Source organism: Clostridium sp. CM042, assembly GCF_055080995.1.
Window position 1 is genome coordinate 1,592,161 of sequence record NZ_CM143646.1, and the last position, 19,370, is coordinate 1,611,530.

The 19,370-nt window shown below is 33.8% G+C and carries 15 protein-coding genes and 1 pseudogene; all 16 read right to left on the minus strand.

The features are described from left to right. Nucleotides 1-168: 168 nt before the first annotated feature. The 16 genes and pseudogenes from ACWJJ7_RS07530 to ACWJJ7_RS07605 all read right to left on the minus strand — a co-directional run bounded on the left by ACWJJ7_RS07530 (nucleotide 169) and on the right by ACWJJ7_RS07605 (nucleotide 19,363). A complete protein-coding gene (locus ACWJJ7_RS07530; RefSeq protein WP_462964627.1) occupies nucleotides 169-1,530 on the minus strand; it encodes a DUF6179 domain-containing protein in 1,362 nt (453 codons plus the stop codon). Continuing rightward, nucleotides 1,517-2,005, minus strand: a complete 489-nt coding sequence (locus ACWJJ7_RS07535) for a DUF6323 family protein (RefSeq protein WP_462964628.1) — start codon at nucleotides 2,003-2,005, stop codon at nucleotides 1,517-1,519. The genes ACWJJ7_RS07530 and ACWJJ7_RS07535 overlap by 14 nt, the downstream gene beginning before the upstream one ends. Before the next feature lie 1,081 nt (nucleotides 2,006-3,086). After that, nucleotides 3,087-3,191, minus strand: a pseudogene (locus ACWJJ7_RS07540) (DUF6465 family protein); the annotation flags it as partial. 189 nt (nucleotides 3,192-3,380) lie between these two features. Then, on the minus strand, nucleotides 3,381-4,655 hold the full coding sequence (gene larA / locus ACWJJ7_RS07545) for a nickel-dependent lactate racemase (RefSeq protein WP_462964629.1): 1,275 nt from the start codon (nucleotides 4,653-4,655) through the stop codon (nucleotides 3,381-3,383). Between the two features lie 12 nt (nucleotides 4,656-4,667). Next, nucleotides 4,668-6,191: an L-lactate permease gene (locus ACWJJ7_RS07550; protein WP_462964630.1), complete on the minus strand. Its 1,524-nt coding sequence runs from the start codon at nucleotides 6,189-6,191 to the stop codon at nucleotides 4,668-4,670. Nucleotides 6,192-6,301: 110 nt separating this feature from the next. Further along, entirely contained in the window at nucleotides 6,302-7,699 is a 1,398-nt protein-coding gene (locus ACWJJ7_RS07555) for an FAD-binding oxidoreductase (protein WP_462964631.1), read from the minus strand. Nucleotides 7,700-7,771: 72 nt separating this feature from the next. Next, entirely contained in the window at nucleotides 7,772-8,980 is a 1,209-nt protein-coding gene (locus tag ACWJJ7_RS07560) for an electron transfer flavoprotein subunit alpha/FixB family protein (protein ID WP_462964632.1), read from the minus strand. A 17-nt stretch (nucleotides 8,981-8,997) separates the two neighbouring features. Then, on the minus strand, nucleotides 8,998-9,786 hold the full coding sequence (locus ACWJJ7_RS07565; protein ID WP_462964633.1) for an electron transfer flavoprotein subunit beta/FixA family protein: 789 nt from the start codon (nucleotides 9,784-9,786) through the stop codon (nucleotides 8,998-9,000). A 204-nt stretch (nucleotides 9,787-9,990) separates the two neighbouring features. Further along, nucleotides 9,991-10,686, minus strand: coding sequence for a FadR/GntR family transcriptional regulator (locus ACWJJ7_RS07570; protein ID WP_462964634.1), 696 nt, complete (start codon nucleotides 10,684-10,686; stop codon nucleotides 9,991-9,993). A gap of 252 nt (nucleotides 10,687-10,938) precedes the next feature. Further along, complete coding sequence (locus tag ACWJJ7_RS07575) at nucleotides 10,939-12,651, minus strand: methyl-accepting chemotaxis protein (RefSeq protein ID WP_462964635.1); 1,713 nt, start codon at nucleotides 12,649-12,651, stop codon at nucleotides 10,939-10,941. A gap of 320 nt (nucleotides 12,652-12,971) precedes the next feature. Beyond that, the gene (locus ACWJJ7_RS07580; RefSeq protein ID WP_462964636.1) at nucleotides 12,972-13,490 is read right to left on the minus strand and encodes a lactate racemase domain-containing protein; all 519 of its coding nucleotides are present in this window, start codon (nucleotides 13,488-13,490) and stop codon (nucleotides 12,972-12,974) included. 87 nt (nucleotides 13,491-13,577) lie between these two features. Then, nucleotides 13,578-14,585, minus strand: coding sequence for an inositol 2-dehydrogenase (gene iolG, locus ACWJJ7_RS07585; protein ID WP_462964637.1), 1,008 nt, complete (start codon nucleotides 14,583-14,585; stop codon nucleotides 13,578-13,580). A 15-nt stretch (nucleotides 14,586-14,600) separates the two neighbouring features. Next, on the minus strand, nucleotides 14,601-15,497 hold the full coding sequence (iolE, locus tag ACWJJ7_RS07590; RefSeq protein ID WP_462964638.1) for a myo-inosose-2 dehydratase: 897 nt from the start codon (nucleotides 15,495-15,497) through the stop codon (nucleotides 14,601-14,603). 22 nt (nucleotides 15,498-15,519) lie between these two features. Continuing rightward, nucleotides 15,520-16,596 carry a tartrate dehydrogenase gene (locus ACWJJ7_RS07595; RefSeq protein ID WP_462964639.1) on the minus strand — a complete coding sequence of 359 codons (1,077 nt, stop codon included), beginning with the start codon at nucleotides 16,594-16,596 and terminating at the stop codon, nucleotides 15,520-15,522. Nucleotides 16,597-16,612: 16 nt separating this feature from the next. Beyond that, nucleotides 16,613-18,547 carry a 3D-(3,5/4)-trihydroxycyclohexane-1,2-dione acylhydrolase (decyclizing) gene (gene iolD, locus ACWJJ7_RS07600; RefSeq protein WP_462964640.1) on the minus strand — a complete coding sequence of 645 codons (1,935 nt, stop codon included), beginning with the start codon at nucleotides 18,545-18,547 and terminating at the stop codon, nucleotides 16,613-16,615. A 21-nt stretch (nucleotides 18,548-18,568) separates the two neighbouring features. Then, entirely contained in the window at nucleotides 18,569-19,363 is a 795-nt protein-coding gene (locus tag ACWJJ7_RS07605; protein ID WP_462964641.1) for a 5-deoxy-glucuronate isomerase, read from the minus strand. Between the last annotated feature and the right edge of the window lie 7 nt (nucleotides 19,364-19,370).

The following is a 19,370-nucleotide window of genomic DNA, read 5'->3' on the forward strand; positions in this document are numbered from 1 at the left end:
TTAACCAACATAATTCTTGATATTAGTGGTATTTTCATTATGTTTACCTCCTAAAAATGGTATGAAAAAAGCACCTGTATCAACAGATGCTTTAAAACGAAAAAGAAGTAAACCATATAGTTTTTACCCTCCCATAAATGGAATAATTCAGGCAATAAAAGCTATTCATTATTCCTCAACAAGGCGACTCACAATCTCTAAAATCCGCTTTCGCTTGTCATAGTTAAGCTGGTCCAAATGCTTTTGTAAGCAGGAACATAAATTTAATTCTGTTTCAGACAAGTCCTCTGCCATAATATCTGTTTTTATAGGATGATGCTTGATAAGTGCAGCAATATCTACTTCGCCTAACATGTTAAATATCATTTCAATTTCAACATTGCTAAATTCAGCATCCAAAAGTACATCTTCCAAGTCGCCAAACGTATGAATTCTCCCTTTGACCAATGCAAGTTTATCGGAGGTCAAACGACAAGAAATCAATTCCTCTATAATTTTACGATATTCATTATTTTCCATCTTTTCACCTTTAAAAAATCTGATTTTAGGGAGTAAATCCAGATTTTTTAAAGGTGGAAATACAGTTGGTAGTGTATCTGATTTTACTGCATTAAAGATATTTATAGTTACTTTAGACAAACTCATTTCAATATATCTTTTTAATGAGGATCTTTTTATATCCAGTAGATTTACAAGCCTATTGTAGGCTAAATGAACAGTTTCGGCAAGCTCATTAACACTCATATTTAATTTACTGCGCATGATACAGATATCCTCTTGCGTAATATTAAGGCTAATTGGGTCTTGTCCGACGATGATGCACCCTAAGGATGTTGTTAATACCTGTTCAAAAATATTGATAAGCAAGTCCTCATACTCGTCATCATAACCACAGAGTAAACGATGAATGATAGTTGAATCAAAATATCTGCAAAATTGATTTTCATAAAGCAAATTTTCCGTATATTTTTGAATAAACTCAACTCCAACCAAATCATCTACCGGATTGCAAAGCTGATAATCAATTGATGCAGGCGATTCGTGAGCTTCAAAATCAAGATTGTAGGTTTTGAAAAAAATGCCTATACCACTATTGGAAATCGTTGCATTGTATGTGAAATTTGGGTTATCTATTTTGTTATCCTGCATCATCAAGTAGATATGTTTAGTTACTTTAAATTTGGTATCCATTATCTTTCGACCCTTTTGATACATCTCGGAAATTGTTTCAGCTTTTAATTGTAATGCTGCGCTATCTTCATCAAATAGCGACTTTAGGAATATTCCTATGGTATAAAGATTGGATTTCATAATACTTTCGGCAATCTCTACCCTAATGGAACTACTGTCGCCACTGTTATACATTTCACATTTATACGCCAGAAATTCAACGCACTGTATTTGCAGTTTTTTCAAATCATTCTCCGTAAGAATACCGCTGACATAAACTTCCCGCAAAATAGAAGTAAAATATTTTTCACCGCTCAAACGAGTCTTGTCAATAATATGTCTTTTATCAATATTCGCCATCTTCATCCTCCTCACACTCTTCATTTTCTAAATAATCTGGGGCATATCCATGCCGAAGGTTGCGTGCCATACGAGCAAGCTCTCGATCTGAGAGCAGTTGAAGTGAGCCTTGGCAAGTACCATCAAAAGAATTTTTCATAAATTTTATCAAGTCATCGTCACTCATTAAATCAAGCGTTTCATTTTTACAATTGTAAAACATCTCCACAAGTTCATGAATCGTCCCTGCATAATTGAGTTTTGTGATATATGGAGAATCACAAAATTCATTTATGATTATGTTGATAACACCGCCACCGAATTCAATACGCCCATTATTTTTTAAGGACAAAGAACGCGTTTCTACCAATTCAATAGCTTCATTATGTGACAAACTCAGTCCGAACCTTGATGTCAGGTCATTGCATTTTTCAATTTCAGCTACCGCTTGCTCTTGTATCAGCGATGAACAAATTCTTATCAGTTCAAATGCCAAAATAATCCCCTCCCGTATTTTCAAAATATAATTTAAAATTTTGAGAAACCTATTGACATGAATATAAAACTATGATATTATATAAGTAATAAGTATTATATTTTATCGTGTTCTTCATTATATAATTCAGTAACTTAAAAGTCAATATAAGGATTAAAAAGCAGACATAAAAAATGTCTTTTTTTATTTTAGCGAGATTATATAATATAATCAGAATATTTTTGTGCATTATTGCTTTAAGGGAAACTTCTAAAAACATCAAATTCTAAAATCACATTTTCAAAAAATCAGCCTGTAAAAAGACCCTAACAAAAATTGTTAGGGCTTTTGATTTTGGCAAAAAAAGAGGGATTTGATTGCTGCTATGCAGCAATTACGTCGACACACATATCCGTGTCCATTCGCCTGTTTTCGAGTTGTTATGAAGATATTTTGTATAGTCTCCCCTGCTGAAATGTACCTGCTTCTATTGATGTTTAATTTAGGGTGTCATCTTCTTTAGCTTCCGCCCGAATGACTAAGATTGCTACTAATTCAAAATAGCTTTATCAAATTAAAGTTATTTATATAGTTAAAAATATTGCATGTTTCGATATAAACCACCATATAGCCCCCTAAAGGTCTGTATAAAAGCAGTTGCGCTTTCACACTTGGCGGTGCGTTCAAGCCGCTTATCATTTATCTCGGCAAGACCATTTTTAACGATTTCGTAGCGTTCTGCCAAGGCCGAATACCGCTCATTGTATTCGGCTTGGTCTAAAGCCGTAGTGGCCTTTCCCTCTACGCACTTGTGAAGGAGTTCAGTAACCACAAGTGTTTCACCTTGTAGCTTTGCACTTTGCTTATCAATCTCTGTGGTATCGGTTAGGGTGTGAATAATACCTTCATATCCCTCAATAATTTCTGCCTTGTTGGAAAGTAAACTATTAAAAGCACCAAGGAATGCTTGTTTTAAGGCATCCTCGTAGAGGTGAGGTGTACAGCACTTTTTATCAAAATAAAAAAGAGCCTAAAATTAAAAATCCTAAGTTCTTTCAAAAAAATCCACTACTATAAAAAAATTGAACCGCACCTAAAAAAATTAAGCCGTTAATTCGAATTTTCCTGAAGTAGTTTCATTAATAGCATAGTAGCACTTGTTTTCTTCAATCTTCGCATATATCTCCATTGATTTTATATCCTTTTGAAGCTTTCCTTTAGTGGGTGTTACATACTATAACAAATAAAAAACTTCAGTGGGGGGATAACAATTGATAATTGTTATCTGCCCCAGAGGTCTACAAAGATGTAAATCTCCGTCAAGAAGTGTTAATTTATCTTCTGCGAAGCTATGCAGCTTCGCAGAAGATGATTTAAGGTAGAATTAATTTGAAGGTTATCTTACCACAACTGAAACTCCATCTGGTATCACTGTAATTGTTGCATCATTTCCCTTTATCTTAAGAGCCCTAACAAGTGCTTCTTCAAAGGTAAATGCATGCTGCATATGCATTTTCTTTATCATTTCAGGGTCACACATATCTGTAACAAAAATTACGGTATGCGCATCTAGTATCCGGGCAAGAATCTGAAATTCCCATTGATCTGGCGCTGTATCATTTCTTCCTACTTTAATTACCCTATCAAGAACTGCTCTTGGGCTACTTGAATTTGCAATATTGTCATAAAATGACTGACCTCCATGTCCATCATTACAAGCAGACACCATGATTATAACTCCGCCGACCTTGCAAGTTGCTTCTGCTGCAGTCATACCTTTTACAGACTGATATATATTTTGGTCTAGTGGATATCCTCCATTAGTTGATATGGCAATATCTGCTTTAACAGCTTTCACAGCTGCAAGCTCCATTACAAATTTACAACCTTCAGTGTGGGCAAGCTCACTATCTCCTGCAAATGCATTTATAACATTCTTCTCACTGTCAATAACAACATTTAGTATAAATGCTAGTTTAGCTTGCTTGGCAGCGTAAAGCATATCTCTATGAATTGGGTTATTTTCAATAACTCCAGACCGCGCATACTCACTTGCTATAAATTCAGAGCAATGATTTGCCATAACTGTCTTTGCTGATGCCACTCCAGGAAGAACACTCTTACGTCCTCCAGAAAATCCTGCAAAGAAGTGTGGCTCTATAAACCCTTCTGAAATTAAAAGTTCTGCTTCCATTGCTAACTTATTAAGCAATAGTTCCCCACCTGATGGAAGGGTTCCGACGCGTACCATATTGCCATAATCCTCTGACACATGATTTATTATAACTTCATTATCTACAATTTCCTGCCCAAATTTATTGATCATTTCCTCCCTTGTAGTAGGTCTATGGAACCCAGTAGCAATTAATATTGTTATTTTAATTTTAGGGTTCGATAATCTTATTCTTTCAAGTAATATTGGAAGTGTTACCTTACTTGGTACAGGTCTTGTGTGGTCACTCGTTATTAATACTAAGTTTTTCTTTCCTTTAACTAAATCCTCCAATTTCGCACTTCCAATTGGATTATCGAGTGCCTTATTTACAATTTCTTGCTGAGTGCTTTCTACTTTGTAAGCATGAGCTTTTGATTCTAATATTGCTGCCAAGTTTTTATCCGGTATTTCAATTTCCAAAAACTGTTTTGAATATGGTATTTTCACTTTAGTCATATATATTCCTCCCTACATTGTAAAATATGTTGCTCCAAAGTACGTAATTAATCCTAAGATTGCTACATATGCAAGACAAAATTTTAAAGTTGCCTTTAATATCTTACCCTCAGCCCCTACAAGTCCAGTTGCTGCTGTGGCAACTGCAATACTTTGAGGAGAAATCATTTTACCTGCGGTTGCACCACCAGTATTAGCAGCTGCTAACCAATAAGGACTCATGTGTAAATTTTTTGCAACTTCAACTTGAAGTGGTCCGAACAATACGTTTGCAGAGGTATCACTACCCGTTACAAAGGTACCTAAAGCACCTATAATTGGAGCAAATAATGGATAAAAGCTTCCTGTTGCTGCAACTAAAACCACAGCAATAGATGTTATCATTCCGCTATAACTCATTACCTTCGCAAGAGATACTATAGCAACTATTGTAATTGCTGTTTTGCTCATTTGTTTACAAGTATTAATAAATACTTGTACTATTTCTTTAAACTTAGCTCCCTGAACAAGCCCACCTATAAATGTGGCAATGATTATAAGCGTCCCTGGATTAGCAATCCATATAAACGTACTGATTTTTGCATGTGGACCAGTATATATTTGAATAGAAGTTTGTATAGCTGATAATGGTTTATTAATTGCTGGAACTAGCGAGCTTGTGATTAATATTAAAGTCAGAATTAAAATAAATGGCACCCAGGCAATTATCCCTTGTTTTGCAGATACCTTAACTTTATCTGTAGCTGCAGTTTTTTTATAGAATATTTTAGCTATTGCAACTGTTACAATAATACATATTATTGAACCAATTAGTGCTGGAAGTTCAGCTCCCAGATATTTTGCAACTAAAAGTTCTGGTATTGCAAATGCTAAGCCTGATGCAAGACAAATAAACACAACTCCCTTTATCGCTTTTACACTTTTACCAGTTAACATTACTAAGATTAATGGTAAAATGGCAATTAATACAAATAATTGAATCCCAACTGCATAGCTTAAAGTAACCGGATCAATTGCTGCAACCTTTGCTAAGGTTGTTACAGGTAGTCCTATTGCCCCAAAAGCTGTTGGTGTTGTATTTGCGATAAGACATATTATTGCTGCAAATACTGGATTAAAGCCAAGTGCCGCTAAAATACTGGCAGGTATTGCAACTGCTGTACCAAAACCTGCAATTGCTTCAAGAAATCCACCAAAACCCCAAGCAACAATTAAAACTAAGATTCTCTTATCAGTTGTGATCCCTGTCATCATATCTTTTATTACATCCATACTTTTTGTATGAATAGAAAGATTGTAGGTAAAGACTGCTGCAATTATTACAACAATTATTGGCCATATTGCCATTGTTGCACCCTCAAGTGTTGCCGTGAGAGCTTGACTAATTGGTATCTTCCAAACTAGGATTGCAAGTACTATCGTAATCACAAGTGTAATTGAACAGGTTTTATGTCCTGGCATTTTTAAAACACCGAGCGATACCATGAGCCATACAATGGGGATAAGTGCTATGAAAAATAATAAATAATTATTCATCTTTTATTCCCTCCTCTATTGATAATACTAGTCACAATACTGAAATCGACTACATAAAAGTATTATTATATCGCCAACATCTTTAAAAGATATTGGCGATATATTTTACTTTATTCACAAACCTTTCCTGGATTTAATATATTATTAGGATCAAATGCCAATTTTATATTTTTCATAAGATCTATATATACAGGACCAAATTGTTCAAGCATATATGCTTTCTTAGCAAATCCAATTCCATGTTCTCCAGATACTAACCCTTTGAGCTCCCTTGATTTGTTATACATTGCTTCGAATACTTCTTCAATTTTCACTGACCATGCTTCATCTGTAAGCTCATCTTTTAATACATACACATGTAAATTACCATCACCTGCATGTCCAAAGCTTCTTATTCTTACATCAAATTCTTTTTGAAGTTCATTAGTATACTTAATAAACTCAGCAACTTTATTTCTTGGAACAACAACGTCACATTCATCCATATCAGTTGTTGTTGCTTTAACAGCTTCAAGAAATGCTCCTCTTGCAGACCAAACAGCTTCTTTCCTTTCATCTGTATCGGTTATAAATACATCAAGAGCACCTTCCTCAAGGCAAATATTAGCAACGCTTTCATAAGCCTTTTCTATTTCTTCTATGTTATTACCATCAAAAGTTAATAAAAGATATGCATCTGATGAATTATCCGGGAATTTTTTTCCGAGGAATTCTTCAGCAGCAATAATAACTTCTCTTTGCATAAATTCTATAGCAGTTGGCGCAGATTTTGATTTAACTATCAAAGGCACTGTATTTATTGCCATATCAAGATTTGGGAAAGGTATTAAGAGCGATACAGCTTTCTTAGGTAGTGGTATTAGTTTTAATATTATTTTTGTAATTATTCCCAGTGTTCCTTCAGACCCACATATTAAATCTTTTATGCTGTAGCCAGTAGAATTCTTAACTACTTTTCCTCCAACATTAAGTATTTCTCCACTTGGAAGAACCACTTCGAGGCCTCTTATGTAATCTCTAGTAACTCCGTACTTAACAGCTCTCATCCCACCTGCATTTGTATTTATGTTACCAGCAATTGTAGCAGATTTTTCACCTGGATCTGGTGGATAAAATAAATCAAACTCTTCGACATACTTGCTTATCTCCATTAAAAGTACACCTGGTTCAAGAGTTAGAGTTAAGTTTTCTTCATCAATCTCAAGTATATTATTCATTTTCGACATATTTATCATAATTCCGCCGTAAATTGGAACTGATGCCCCAACTAGTCCTGTTCCTGAACCTCTTGCTACTACAGGAATCATGTTTTCATTTGCATATTTCATAATCTTTGACACTTCACTTGCTTCAAGAACTTCAACTAATACGTCGGGCATTTTGCTTATTCCACCCATCTCATCATGGCTGAAATCATCATTTATTGCATCACCAGTAAACACTCTATCTTTATCTAATATTGACACTAAAAACTCTATATCCGCAGCATCAAGTTTTTTATAATCCATAAAATTACCTCCTAGAATCTGAATTTAGTGTGAACACTAACTTACTTATTATCTATAACTCCAATTTAAAAGTTAACGTATACAATACTCAGCTCCTGAATTTTTAATATTTTCAATCAATTGAGGAACTATTTCATAAATGTCTCCCACTATTCCATAATGAGCTACATTGAATATAGATGCATTTTCATCTTTATTTATTGCAAATATACGCTCTGAACTATTCATTCCAGCTGTAAACTGAACTGCACCAGAAATTCCAAGAGCTACTATTAGCTTCGGCTTAACTGTTCTACCAGAAAGACCAATTTGTTTCTTAGCATCAATCCAACCTGCTTCAATTGTTGGTCTTGTCCCGGCTATTTGAGCACCAAGAAGGTCTGCTAATTCTTGAATCATAACCATGTCCTTTTCTGACTTTAATGCCCTACCAACTGCAATGATTACCTCTGCATCTGAAATATTTTCTTCTGCTTCTTTTTTGGTAACCTTTAATACTTCAATGTTCGAAGCGAGTTTTGCTCTATCCATTTCACAGATTGTAATTTTGCCTTTTGCATCACACTGTTTTTCAGGTGCATTCATAACCTTATATCTTACTGTTGACATCTGTGGTCTATTATTAGGACATACAATTTGAGCCATAATGTTACCACCAAAAGCAGGTCTTATCTGTACAAGGTCTGTATTTTCTTTCATTTTAAGTATTGTACAGTCAGCTGTGAGTCCCGTTCTAAACCTTGCTGCTACTCTTGGAGCAAGAGATCTACCAATTGTTGTAGCACCAACCAATAATGATGATGGCTTTACCTTATTTACAAAGTCTTCAAATGCAGCAGTATAAGGTTCTATCCTAAACTCCTCAAGTTCTTTATAATCGTATACATATACCTCATCTACTCCATAATGAAGCAACTCCTCAGCCTTTTCCTTTATGTTATGACCAATAAATACACAATATACTGGGAAATTAACAACTGCGGCAAGCTCTTTAGCTTTTCCGATAAGCTCCATTGTTACAGGATGTATAACTCCTTCTACATGGTCAACATATACTCCTATACCCTTCCATAAGCTTTTATCAATTTTTATATCTTCTGTTTCAATAAATTCCATTACACCTGTTGGACCTTTTTTAACGCAAATCTTACACATTTTACATCCTGCATTAACTTCAATTTTGCCACCTATGTATTCAATAGCACCAAAAGGGCAAACCTTTATTAATTCTTGAATATTTGAATCGTTTACTTTCTCTTGGTTACAAATTAACTTACTCATTAGAATTCCACCCTTCTTTATACAAATTTTAATTCTTTAAGTTTTGCAGCTATTTTTAAACTAAGCTCCGCACCATTGCCTGTCCATGTTTCACGATCATTGTTTACATCTGGTGGAAATATTCTTTCTACCTGAGTTGGTGAACCGTTAAGTCCATATTTCTTTTCATCTTTATCTTCAAAATCATTTAATGTTATCATTTTTATTTCTCTATCTTTTGTAGCTAATTTTTTTCTATAAGATGGAAGCCTTGGCTGATATATATCTTTTTCTACAGTTAAAAGACACGGAAATTGAATCTCGGCTACTTCAACAGTATTTGCCATATCCATTTCTACAATAACTGATTTTTCTTTTATTTCTATTATTTTTAAAACGTTTGCAATGTGGGGAATACTGAGATACTCAGCCATTTCTGGTCCTACTTGAGCAGTGTCTCCGTCTGTTGTCTGCTTTCCACATAATATAAGATCAAATTCTCCCATTTTTCTTACACCTTGTGAGAGTGTATAAGATGTAGCAAGAACATCTGCTCCTGCAAATTTTCTATCAGATACTAATGCTCCTTCGTCTGCTCCCATCATATATGCTTCGTGAATGACATCCTTTGCTTGTGGTGGTCCCATAGTTATAACCTTAATTACTCCACCTTGTTCTTCCTTAATTTTAAGCGCTGTTTCTAATGCATATAAATCGTAAGGATTCATTTTTGAATCTACACCATCTCTTTTTAAGACACCTGTAACTGGATCTACTTCAACTTTTGAAGTTCCTGGAACTTGCTTTATACAAACTAAAATTTCCATATATGTTCCTCCATTCTTTTTATAGAAAGTCTAAAAATTTGTTAATGGTAAGATGGTCTGACCACCTTTTAAAATATAATAGCATACTATTTAAAATATTTCAACAATTATTAAGCAGTTAACAATCTTTTTTTATTAAAAAAATTAAAGATGAAAGTAATATCTTATTACCCTCACCTTTGTCTTTTCATATAATTATATCTTTTACCTTGCCCCTACATACTTATTTGCAAAATCTAAATGTTCCCGCATAGCCTTTCTAGCATCTGCTGAACTATGTTTTTCTATAGCTAAATATATCTCATTGTGTTGAGAAAAAAGTATTTCCTTATTTTCTCTTTCAACTAATATTAATTTTCTTGCATCCGCAATAAAATGATCTACGAGAGTCGAAACTGTTTTAAGAATGTTAAATATTAAAACATTACCTGAGCATTCTGCAATCTTATAATGAAATTCTTTGTCAATTGCAGCATTAATATCTTCATCCTCACAGTTCATGAATCTTTGAGTAATTTCTTTTAACTCTATTAGTTGTTCACTCGTTATTCTATTCGCAGCGAGGCCTGAAGCCTCCACCTCCACGATCTTTCTAATCTCCCATATCTCTTCTGGATTGCTGCCCTCTAACATAAACATAATTGATAGTGGTTCAAATAATTTATCTTCAAAATTTGCTTTTATATAACTACCTTCTCCTTGTCTGCACTCTATAAGTCCAATGACTTCTAATGCCCTAAGCGCTTCGCGAATAGAAGCTCTACTTACCTTTAATTGCTGCACTAAATTCCTCTCTGAAGGAAGTTTGTCGCCCTTTTTAAGCGTACCTTTATCAATCATATTTTTTATTTGATCTATTACCTGTTCATAAACTTTTGTGTTTTTTATTGGACTAAACATTTTGTTCCCCCTGTATATTTCTCCAAATGGTTAAATCATCATATATGCAGCTGCAATATTAATAGTTTTATCCATCGTATTTTTTTTATTTTAATTTTGTAAATCCACATTATATACATTATAACATAATAATTACAGTTTCATAATTCCTTATTATTCCAAATTAAAAAAACCGATAAGATATATATAATCTTATCGGTTAAATCATCACCTTCGCAGCTATCCATCACCTTCGATGCTACAATATTTACCTTATAGCTTAAATTTTTGAACCATACCATTTAGCTTTTCTGCTAAAATAGCTTGGTCTTGAGATGCTTTTGTTATTTCGTCAATAGCCATAACAGATTCATTGACGCTTGCAAGTATCTCTTCTGAGCTAGCAACTGATTCCTCAGCTGTAGCTGATACATTTTCAATTGCTTTCTTAATTTCTGATACAGTTTCATTTACTATGTTCATTGAATCTCTAATATTTGAGGACATCTCATTAAAGACTACCGCATCTTCACCATATTGCTTACCTGTATTTACAAACAATTGATAATCAGGTTTAACTTTATTATCAATAAAGCTTAACACCTCCTGAGCATTGCCGGAAAGATTCTGAAATGCTTGTTCAACTTTCCTAGTTATCTCTTGAATCTTTTGAACTGTAGACGATGACTCTTCAGCTAATTTTCTTACTTCATCAGCAACCACGGCAAAGCCTTTACCTTGTTCTCCTGCTCTTGCTGCTTCAATCGCTGCATTAAGTGCAAGAAGATTTGTTTGACTTGCTATATTTTCTATTTCATCTGCCATTATTTTAACTTCACGGACAACTTTGCCCTCTTCAATTGCTTTTAATATTTTTTCTTGCTTTTCAAAATATAATTTATCTGTACCATTAGAGCTATTTTCAGCAGTTTCTCTAACTTGTTTTGCTCTCACTTCTATATCATTTGCAATATTAGTTCCTTTATTTGCTCGACTAGTAACATCAGCCACATTTTCTGCAATATTTTCTGTTGTTGCATCTATCTCCTCTGTTGTGGCGCTTAACTGTTCCGCTCCTAATGATACTTGTCTTACTGATTCATTGACAATTTCCATTTTTGCTGCTATTTCTTCTGTTGTAGCAGATAATTCCTCACTAGTAGCGCTAATATCAGTAGCACTTCCTGCTATTTCTCCAATTAACGTTTTTAAGTTTACTATTGCTTTATTTAAAGCTTTTGCTAAATTTCCTATTTCATCCTTACTATCAATATCAACAGTTTTTGATAAATCATTTTCACCAAGCGCCTGTGCTACTATTAAAACCTTCTTTATCCGCCTTGAAATTGTAATAGAAAATATTAAACCGATTAAAATAGCAAATATAAATCCTAAAGCAGTTACTACTATAATTTGAACATTTGCTTTATCTTGTAACACTTGACTATCATCATAGCTAGCTTTTGCCATCTCTCTAGTCAATTTCATCTCTTTGTCTAAAACTGTAAACATATTAATTCTAATCTCAGTAATACCTGGTGCAAGTTCATTTGCCTTGGCATAGTCACCTTTCTCAACTTCTTTAATTAAGGTATTTCTGGCTATACGATGATCCCCAAGTAATTTTTCAAATTCTGCAAATTGTTGTCTATCTAAATCAGTTGTAATGGTCGTCTTGTATTCTAGAATAAGTGTATTATCAATATTTACAAGACGTTCAATATTCTCTTTGTTCTTTTGTACATCATTTTTGTATTTAGGATCAAGAATTAACAATAACTCCTCTCTCATTTCTAATAAATTTGCTTTAATATTACTAATATTATTAACACCAACCAAATCTATGTTATAAATACTATCAATATTTTTATCAATTTTATTAATATTATTCATTCCAATAATCCCAACAATACCTATAAACAATGCAACCAGGACAAATGATGACACTAGTTTTTGAATCGTTTTTAAGTTACTAAACCATTTCATTAATCTTCACTCCTCGAATAAAATATTATTTTAAATTTTTTCTCAATAAATAAATGTTTATAATAGCATAGCTATCTTAATAATATAATCGTTGCTTTTATATGTAACTTTAACAAAATTCAACATTATAAAAAAACATCTGCAAATATTCTTTTATATTAGAATTAGTTAATTTTTTATTAGGGTTAAATATGTTTTTTTGTAGAAAATGTGCTAAATTTCAATATTTACTTCACTGGATCTAAATGTTAGATCCAGCAAAAATAAAGATTAGAAATTTTTATAATTTCTAATCTTTGTTTGAAAATATACTTTTAATTTTATTTTACAATTGGCAACGTAGATGCTCCATATGGCATTACCAAAACTTTTGCATCAGTGCCTTGCTCCTTAATAGCTTTATCCACTGCTGATTGCACATCACTAAAGGGTTCCATAAATATTTTTCTTACAAAGTTTGCTTCCATTTCAGAAACTAAGAATATTTTTGAATCTCGCAGTACCATTGCAATCGCAGCACTAGTAGAAACTCCAGGCATAATTGCCTTTGCACCACCACTATATCCAGCAAAATAGTGATATTCAATATTTCCAAGACAAATTCTCATATCTGCCTCTGCTACTTCAGTAAAAACATCTATTGGCGTTCCTCTCTTTGTGAAACCTAAATGTTTAAAATCCTTTGAATCACTATCTACACATCTAATTTTGTCATATACTACTTCTTCTTCATTCATTAAACCAATCTCTAATTTATTGGGAAGTATTTCCGCTAATAAATTTTCTTTTTCTATATTAAATGTCACAGTCTTCTTTCCAAAACCAAGTTTAAATTCCAAATAAAGCCACCTGCACTTTACTTTATAAAAAATGGTAGGAGCAGCGCCCCTACCAAAGTTTCACAGTTTAGACCTAGTTAAACAAATCTATTCTTCTACTTTTACAGCTCTGCCTTCTAATAAAGATTTTTTTGCAGCAAATGCAATTAAAACTGGCTTTAATCCATCTATTCCTGTAACTGGTGTTTCTTTATTTTCCTCAATTGCTTCAAAGAAATCTTTCAATTCAGATATGAAGGAATCCTTATATCTTTCTAAGAAGAAATATTTTGGTTTATCACTAAATACACCTTCTGATGTGCTTAAAACTGCTGAACTTCCTGTATCATTAGAAACAGTTATTCCACCTTTTGATCCAAAAACTTCTACTCTTTGATCATATCCATAAACAGCTTTCCTACTATTATCTATTACACCAATTGCTCCATTTTTAAACTTTAAAGTAATAAGTGCTGTATCAACGTCTCCCGCTTCACCAATTGCTGGGTCTACTAATACCGCAGCAGCTGCATATACTTCATCAACCTCGCTACCAGATAAATATCTTACCATATCAAAATCATGAATAGTCATATCTAGGAACATTCCACCAGATACTTTAGCATACTCAGGTGTTGGGGGTTCAGGGTCTCTTGAAGTAACCTTTATTATATGTGGATCACCAATTTTACCAGCTTGAACCATATCTCTAACTGCTTTGAAATTATGGTCAAATCTTCTGTTAAACCCAACTTGAAACTTAACTCCTGCAGTCTTTACCGCATTTAAAACAGCGTGAATTCTGCCAAGATCATAATCAATTGGTTTTTCACAGAATATATGCTTACCAGCCTTTGCTGCTTCTATTGAAATTGGCGAATGCGTATTTGTTGAAGAGCAAATAAGTATAGCATCTATTTCTGGATCATTTAATATATCATGATAATCGCTATAAACATTTTTAATACCAATAGAATGTGCCCAAGTTTCTATTTTATCTGCAAATACATCTGCTATAGATTTTACTTCAACATTGCCGATGTTATTTATTAAATTTTCCGCATGTAATTTCCCTATTCTTCCTGAGCCTATAATTCCAACTTTAATTTTTGTCATTTTATAATTCCTCCTTTATATTCCCGCTTTTTCTTTAATAAAGTTTCTTGCATTTTTTGCATATTCAAAGGGATTTGCTAGTGCGGGATCTTGTTCCGCTTCTACAATAAACCAACCCTCATAATTGTTCTCATCTAAAATCTTGAATAATGGTTCAAAATTAATCATGCCATCACCAGGAATAGTAAATACACCTGCTTTTACTGCATTTAAGAAACTCATATTTTCCGCTTTAACTCTACCTAATACTTCTTTTCTGATATCTTTCAAATGAACATGCTTTATTCTACTTATATATTTTTTTAACACCGCCTCTGGCTCCACATCAGAGAATGTTAAATGACCTGAGTCAAATAATAAATTTACAAGACTTGAATCTGTTAATTCCATTAATTTATCAATTTCTTCAAAAGTCTGAACTCCCGTACCCATATGATGATGGAATACTATTTTCATATCTTTTTCTGCAGCTATTCTTCCGAGTTCTTCTAATCCTGAGGCCAATAACTTCCACTCTTCTTCATTAAATATGTGTTTTTTTGTTAAAACCGGTGTATCCATCTGTCCCTGTATGCCATGACCTTGTTCTGATACAACTATTACCTTCGCTCCCATTTCACAAAGGAAATCTCTGTGTAATTTGAATGCATCTACTGTTTCTTGTAACGGTTTTGTAGTTAAAAATGAACTAAACCATGCGCTGGCGATATTCATGCCTCTTAATTCTAATTCTTTCTTTAAAATTTTAGTATCTCTAGGGTACTTATTCCCCACTTCACTACCAGTAAATCCAGCTAGTGCCATTTCACTTATACATTGTTCAAAGGTGTTTTCGCAACCTAGCTCTGGCATATCATCGTTTGTCCATGCAATTGGTGCAATTCCAAGTTTTACTTTATTTGATTTAAACATTTTTATATACCCCCGTTATATGTTATTTAAGATCTTCTAAGATTTCGCAAATAAAATCTCCTACTTCAGACGTAGAAGCCTTTCCACCTAAATCCGCAGTCAATCTTTCCTTATTTTTCAATATTTCTTTAATACCATCCATAACCCTAGCACTTAGTTCTGTTTCTTCAAGGAATTCCAGCATCATTTGAACTGTCCAGACCATAGCTATAGGATTTGCTAACCCTTTTCCTGCTATATCTGGTGCTGAACCATGAACTGGTTCAAACATTGATGGATACTCTTTTTCAGGATTTATATTGGCTCCTGCCGCAAACCCAAGCCCTCCCTGTAATACGGACCCTAAGTCTGTTAAAATGTCCCCGAAGAGATTGGAAGCAACTACAACATCAAAAATTTCTGGTTTTTGAATCATAAACATGGATATAGCATCTACATGATGGGATTCTGTACCAATTTCAGGATATTTTGACGAACTTTCTTTAAAAATCTTATCCCAAAACACCATACTATAATTTAATGCATTAGACTTTGTTACACTAGTAACCCTGTTGAACTTATTTCTTTTTTTTGCTAATTCAAAAGCATATTTCATCACCTTTTCTGTGTTTTTTCTTGTAAATACAGCCGTTTGAATCGCCACTTCATCCTCTTGACCTTCATTAAATATTCCGCCGATCCCTGCATATTCGCCTTCTTTATTCTCACGGACAAATATCATATCTACGTCATCGAAACCCTTGTTTTTTATGGGACATTCCACATTTGGTAGTAATTTTATTGGTCTTAAATTAATATATTGATTAAATCCTTGTCTAATTTTCAAAAGTAGGTCTCTAAGTGAAATATGATCTGGTACACCTGGATATCCAACAGCTCCAAGCAGTATGGCATCATACTTCTTTAGTTTTTCTAGTCCATCATCATCCATCATTTTCCCATGTTTTAAATAATATTCACAACCCCAGTCAAAATGATCATATTTAAACACTACATTTCCATATAAACTAGAAACTTTATTTAAAACTTTAAGCCCTTCATCCATTACTTCATTACCAATTCCATCACCTGGAATAACTGCAATATTATATTCTTTCATTATTAATTCCACCTTTTTAATATTTTCTAGCTTTCCTTATTCCTGCTTGCATATCTTCATAAGCTTTTTGTACACTCTCTTTTACTGAAACCTCAGCGACTCCACATCTCCACCATGATTCATATCCATCTGTCATTGTTTTTGGTAATACTTTAATATCTAATAATGTAGATACAGTTTGTTTCTTAGCATCAACAATCGCTGCTCTTAATTGTTCTATAGTTTTAACTGTATATGTTTTACAACCATAAGCTGCTGCACTCATAGCAAAATCTATTGGTACTAAATCACCATCTAATTTACCTGTTTCTTCATTTCTAAATCTAAATTCCGTTCCAAAGCTTCCCATACCATTACCCATTTGTAAATTATTAATACATCCAAATGCCATGTTGTCTAATACAACAACATTAATCTTTTTCTTTTCTTGTATAGAGGTTGGTAGCTCTGAATGTAGCATCATATAAGAACCATCACCTAAAAATGTGTATACTTCTTGATTTGGTGCTGCAATTTTTACTCCTAAAGATGCATTTACTTCATATCCCATACAAGAATATCCATATTCCACATGATAGGTATTGGGTAATTTAGGTCTCCAAACTCTTTGTAAATCTCCTGGTAAACTTCCTGATGAACCAACTATGATTGCATCATCAGCTAACATTTCATCAAAAACTCCAAGTACTCTTGTTTGAGTTAAATAGGATCCTGTTTGCTTTCCAAACTCTTGTAACACATGACCAAGATGCCCTGATACTTCTGGAATAAATCCTTCTCCTGTATACTCTAAACTGAACAATCTATTTAATTCGGCATTCCATTTAGCTTTCGCTTCTTTAATTTCTAAGGAATATGTTGATTTGTATCCTACTTTCTCTAATTTTTCTGCGATTGCTTCTAATCCTACTTTAGCATCCGCCACTACTTTTACTGCATCCAATTTGTATGCATCAAATTGTGCTACATTTATGTTTAAGAATTCTACTTCTGGATTTTGAAATAAAGCTTTCGATGCTGTTGTAAAATCTGTATATCTAGTTCCCACTCCTATTACTAGGTCAGCTTCTTTAGCAATTACATTTGCTGCATAATTACCTGTTGTTCCTATTCCACCTAAATTCAATTGATGATCCCATACTATTGCACTTTTACCTGCTTGGGTTTCTCCAAAAGGTATATTGAATTTTTCTGCAAATTGCTTAAATACATCTGCCGCTTCAGAGTACCTTACCCCTCCTCCACATATAAGTATTGGTTTCTTCTTTCGCGCTATCAATTCTAATGCGTCTTGAATTATTTCTTTAGTTGCTGGTCTTCGCTCTATTCTGTGTACTCTTTTTTTAAAGAAAGATTCTGGATAGTCATAAGCTTCCCCTTCAACATCTTGAGGCAACGCTAATGTAACTGCTCCTGTATCCGCAGGATCTGTAAGTACTCTCATTGCATTTATTGCTGCACTCATTAATTGTTCTGGTCTTTCTATCCTGTCCCAATATCTACTTACAGCTTTAAAAGCATCATTTGTACTTATACTTAAATCATGAAATTGTTCTACTTGCTGAAGCACTGGATCCGGCTGTCTACACGCATATACATCCCCCGGCAAAAATAGTACTGGAATTCTATTTGCTGTAGCTGTCGCCGCTGCTGTTACCATGTTTGCTGCACCTGGCCCTACTGATGAAGTTACAGCGTATATCTGTTTTCTATGCATCTGCTTGGCATATCCCATCGCTGCATGAGCCATTCCCTGTTCATTTCTTCCCTGATGAACAATTAAATCACCAGGATTCTGTTCTAATGCCTGTCCTAAGCCTAGTACATTTCCATGTCCAAAAATTGTAAATATACCTTTAACAAACTTTTGCTCATTTCCATCAAATTCTACATATTGCTTATCTAAAAATTTAACAAGTGCTTGTGCCATTGTTAATCTTATAGTTTTCATGCACTCACCTCTTATATTATTTTATTTATCCGGCCATATTTTAGCATCTGGATCCGTTACCCAAAGATGCTCTGGAACAAAGGTTGGAGTAATGTATGGATTACCATCTAAATGCCTTATTACCCAAAGATAATACATCGCATAGCCAGGTGCTGTTATTTGAGGGTGTGTAACACTTTCCAAAATCTTTACAGTATCATTTTGTCTTAATTTTACAGCCTCTTCTCCTAGTTCTGAGAACCCATATCCATTTTCGGGATTAAATTTGTAATAATATATTTCTGGTTGTGGATGATAGTGTGGTGGATAACTTGACCACTTTCCTGGGTGATCTATTACTTCTCCAATTACTAAGTTTGAATCTGGTGAATTTGATTTGTCAAACACTGTTCTTACAGTTCTTGTGGAAGCTTCTTCCATAGTTCCTTTTCCACGTTCTTCACTTCTACATTCTTCTTGCGTATATAATTTTGATGAAAATACCTTATCATTAGTTGTCTTTGTAACAGCTAGCTCCGAATCCTCGCAGACTCCTGTTATTATTACTTCGACATTTTGAGGTACATGTAAAACCCAGGGGCCTTCATCAAAACAATTAGTTCTTTTAGCAGTTTCTTTATGACCATCCCACTGAAAAGTTACCTCTCCTTGAACTAGCAAGTAAGCTCTTTCCTTAATATCTGTATTTTTTTCTATTCCAGCCTTAGCTAATCTTAGTACACCAAAATCCATCATTGTATTATGTTGTATTTCCTCCATAGTAGTAATGGCAGTATATCCATATGGAAATTCTCCATTTTGCCTTACTTTAATCATATTTACA

Bases quoted from the DNA above. Each gene is read 5' to 3' on its own strand.
- larA (WP_462964629.1), bottom strand. From the start codon at position 4,655: ATGACTAAAGTGAAAATACCATATTCAAAACAGTTTTTGGAAATTGAA.
- iolG (WP_462964637.1), bottom strand. From the start codon at position 14,585: ATGACAAAAATTAAAGTTGGAATTATAGGCTCAGGAAGAATAGGGAAA.
- ACWJJ7_RS07570 (WP_462964634.1), bottom strand. From the start codon at position 10,686: ATGTTTAGTCCAATAAAAAACACAAAAGTTTATGAACAGGTAATAGAT.
- ACWJJ7_RS07565 (WP_462964633.1), bottom strand. From the start codon at position 9,786: ATGGAAATTTTAGTTTGTATAAAGCAAGTTCCAGGAACTTCAAAAGTT.
- ACWJJ7_RS07560 (WP_462964632.1), bottom strand. From the start codon at position 8,980: ATGAGTAAGTTAATTTGTAACCAAGAGAAAGTAAACGATTCAAATATT.
- ACWJJ7_RS07550 (WP_462964630.1), bottom strand. From the start codon at position 6,191: ATGAATAATTATTTATTATTTTTCATAGCACTTATCCCCATTGTATGG.
- ACWJJ7_RS07575 (WP_462964635.1), bottom strand. From the start codon at position 12,651: ATGAAATGGTTTAGTAACTTAAAAACGATTCAAAAACTAGTGTCATCA.
- iolD (WP_462964640.1), bottom strand. From the start codon at position 18,547: ATGAAAACTATAAGATTAACAATGGCACAAGCACTTGTTAAATTTTTA.
- iolE (WP_462964638.1), bottom strand. From the start codon at position 15,497: ATGTTTAAATCAAATAAAGTAAAACTTGGAATTGCACCAATTGCATGG.
- ACWJJ7_RS07555 (WP_462964631.1), bottom strand. From the start codon at position 7,699: ATGGATTATAAAAAACTTGATGCTGCGGATATAGAGTTTTTAGTGTCA.
- ACWJJ7_RS07605 (WP_462964641.1), bottom strand. From the start codon at position 19,363: ATGATTAAAGTAAGGCAAAATGGAGAATTTCCATATGGATATACTGCC.
- ACWJJ7_RS07595 (WP_462964639.1), bottom strand. From the start codon at position 16,596: ATGAAAGAATATAATATTGCAGTTATTCCAGGTGATGGAATTGGTAAT.
- ACWJJ7_RS07530 (WP_462964627.1), bottom strand. From the start codon at position 1,530: ATGGCGAATATTGATAAAAGACATATTATTGACAAGACTCGTTTGAGC.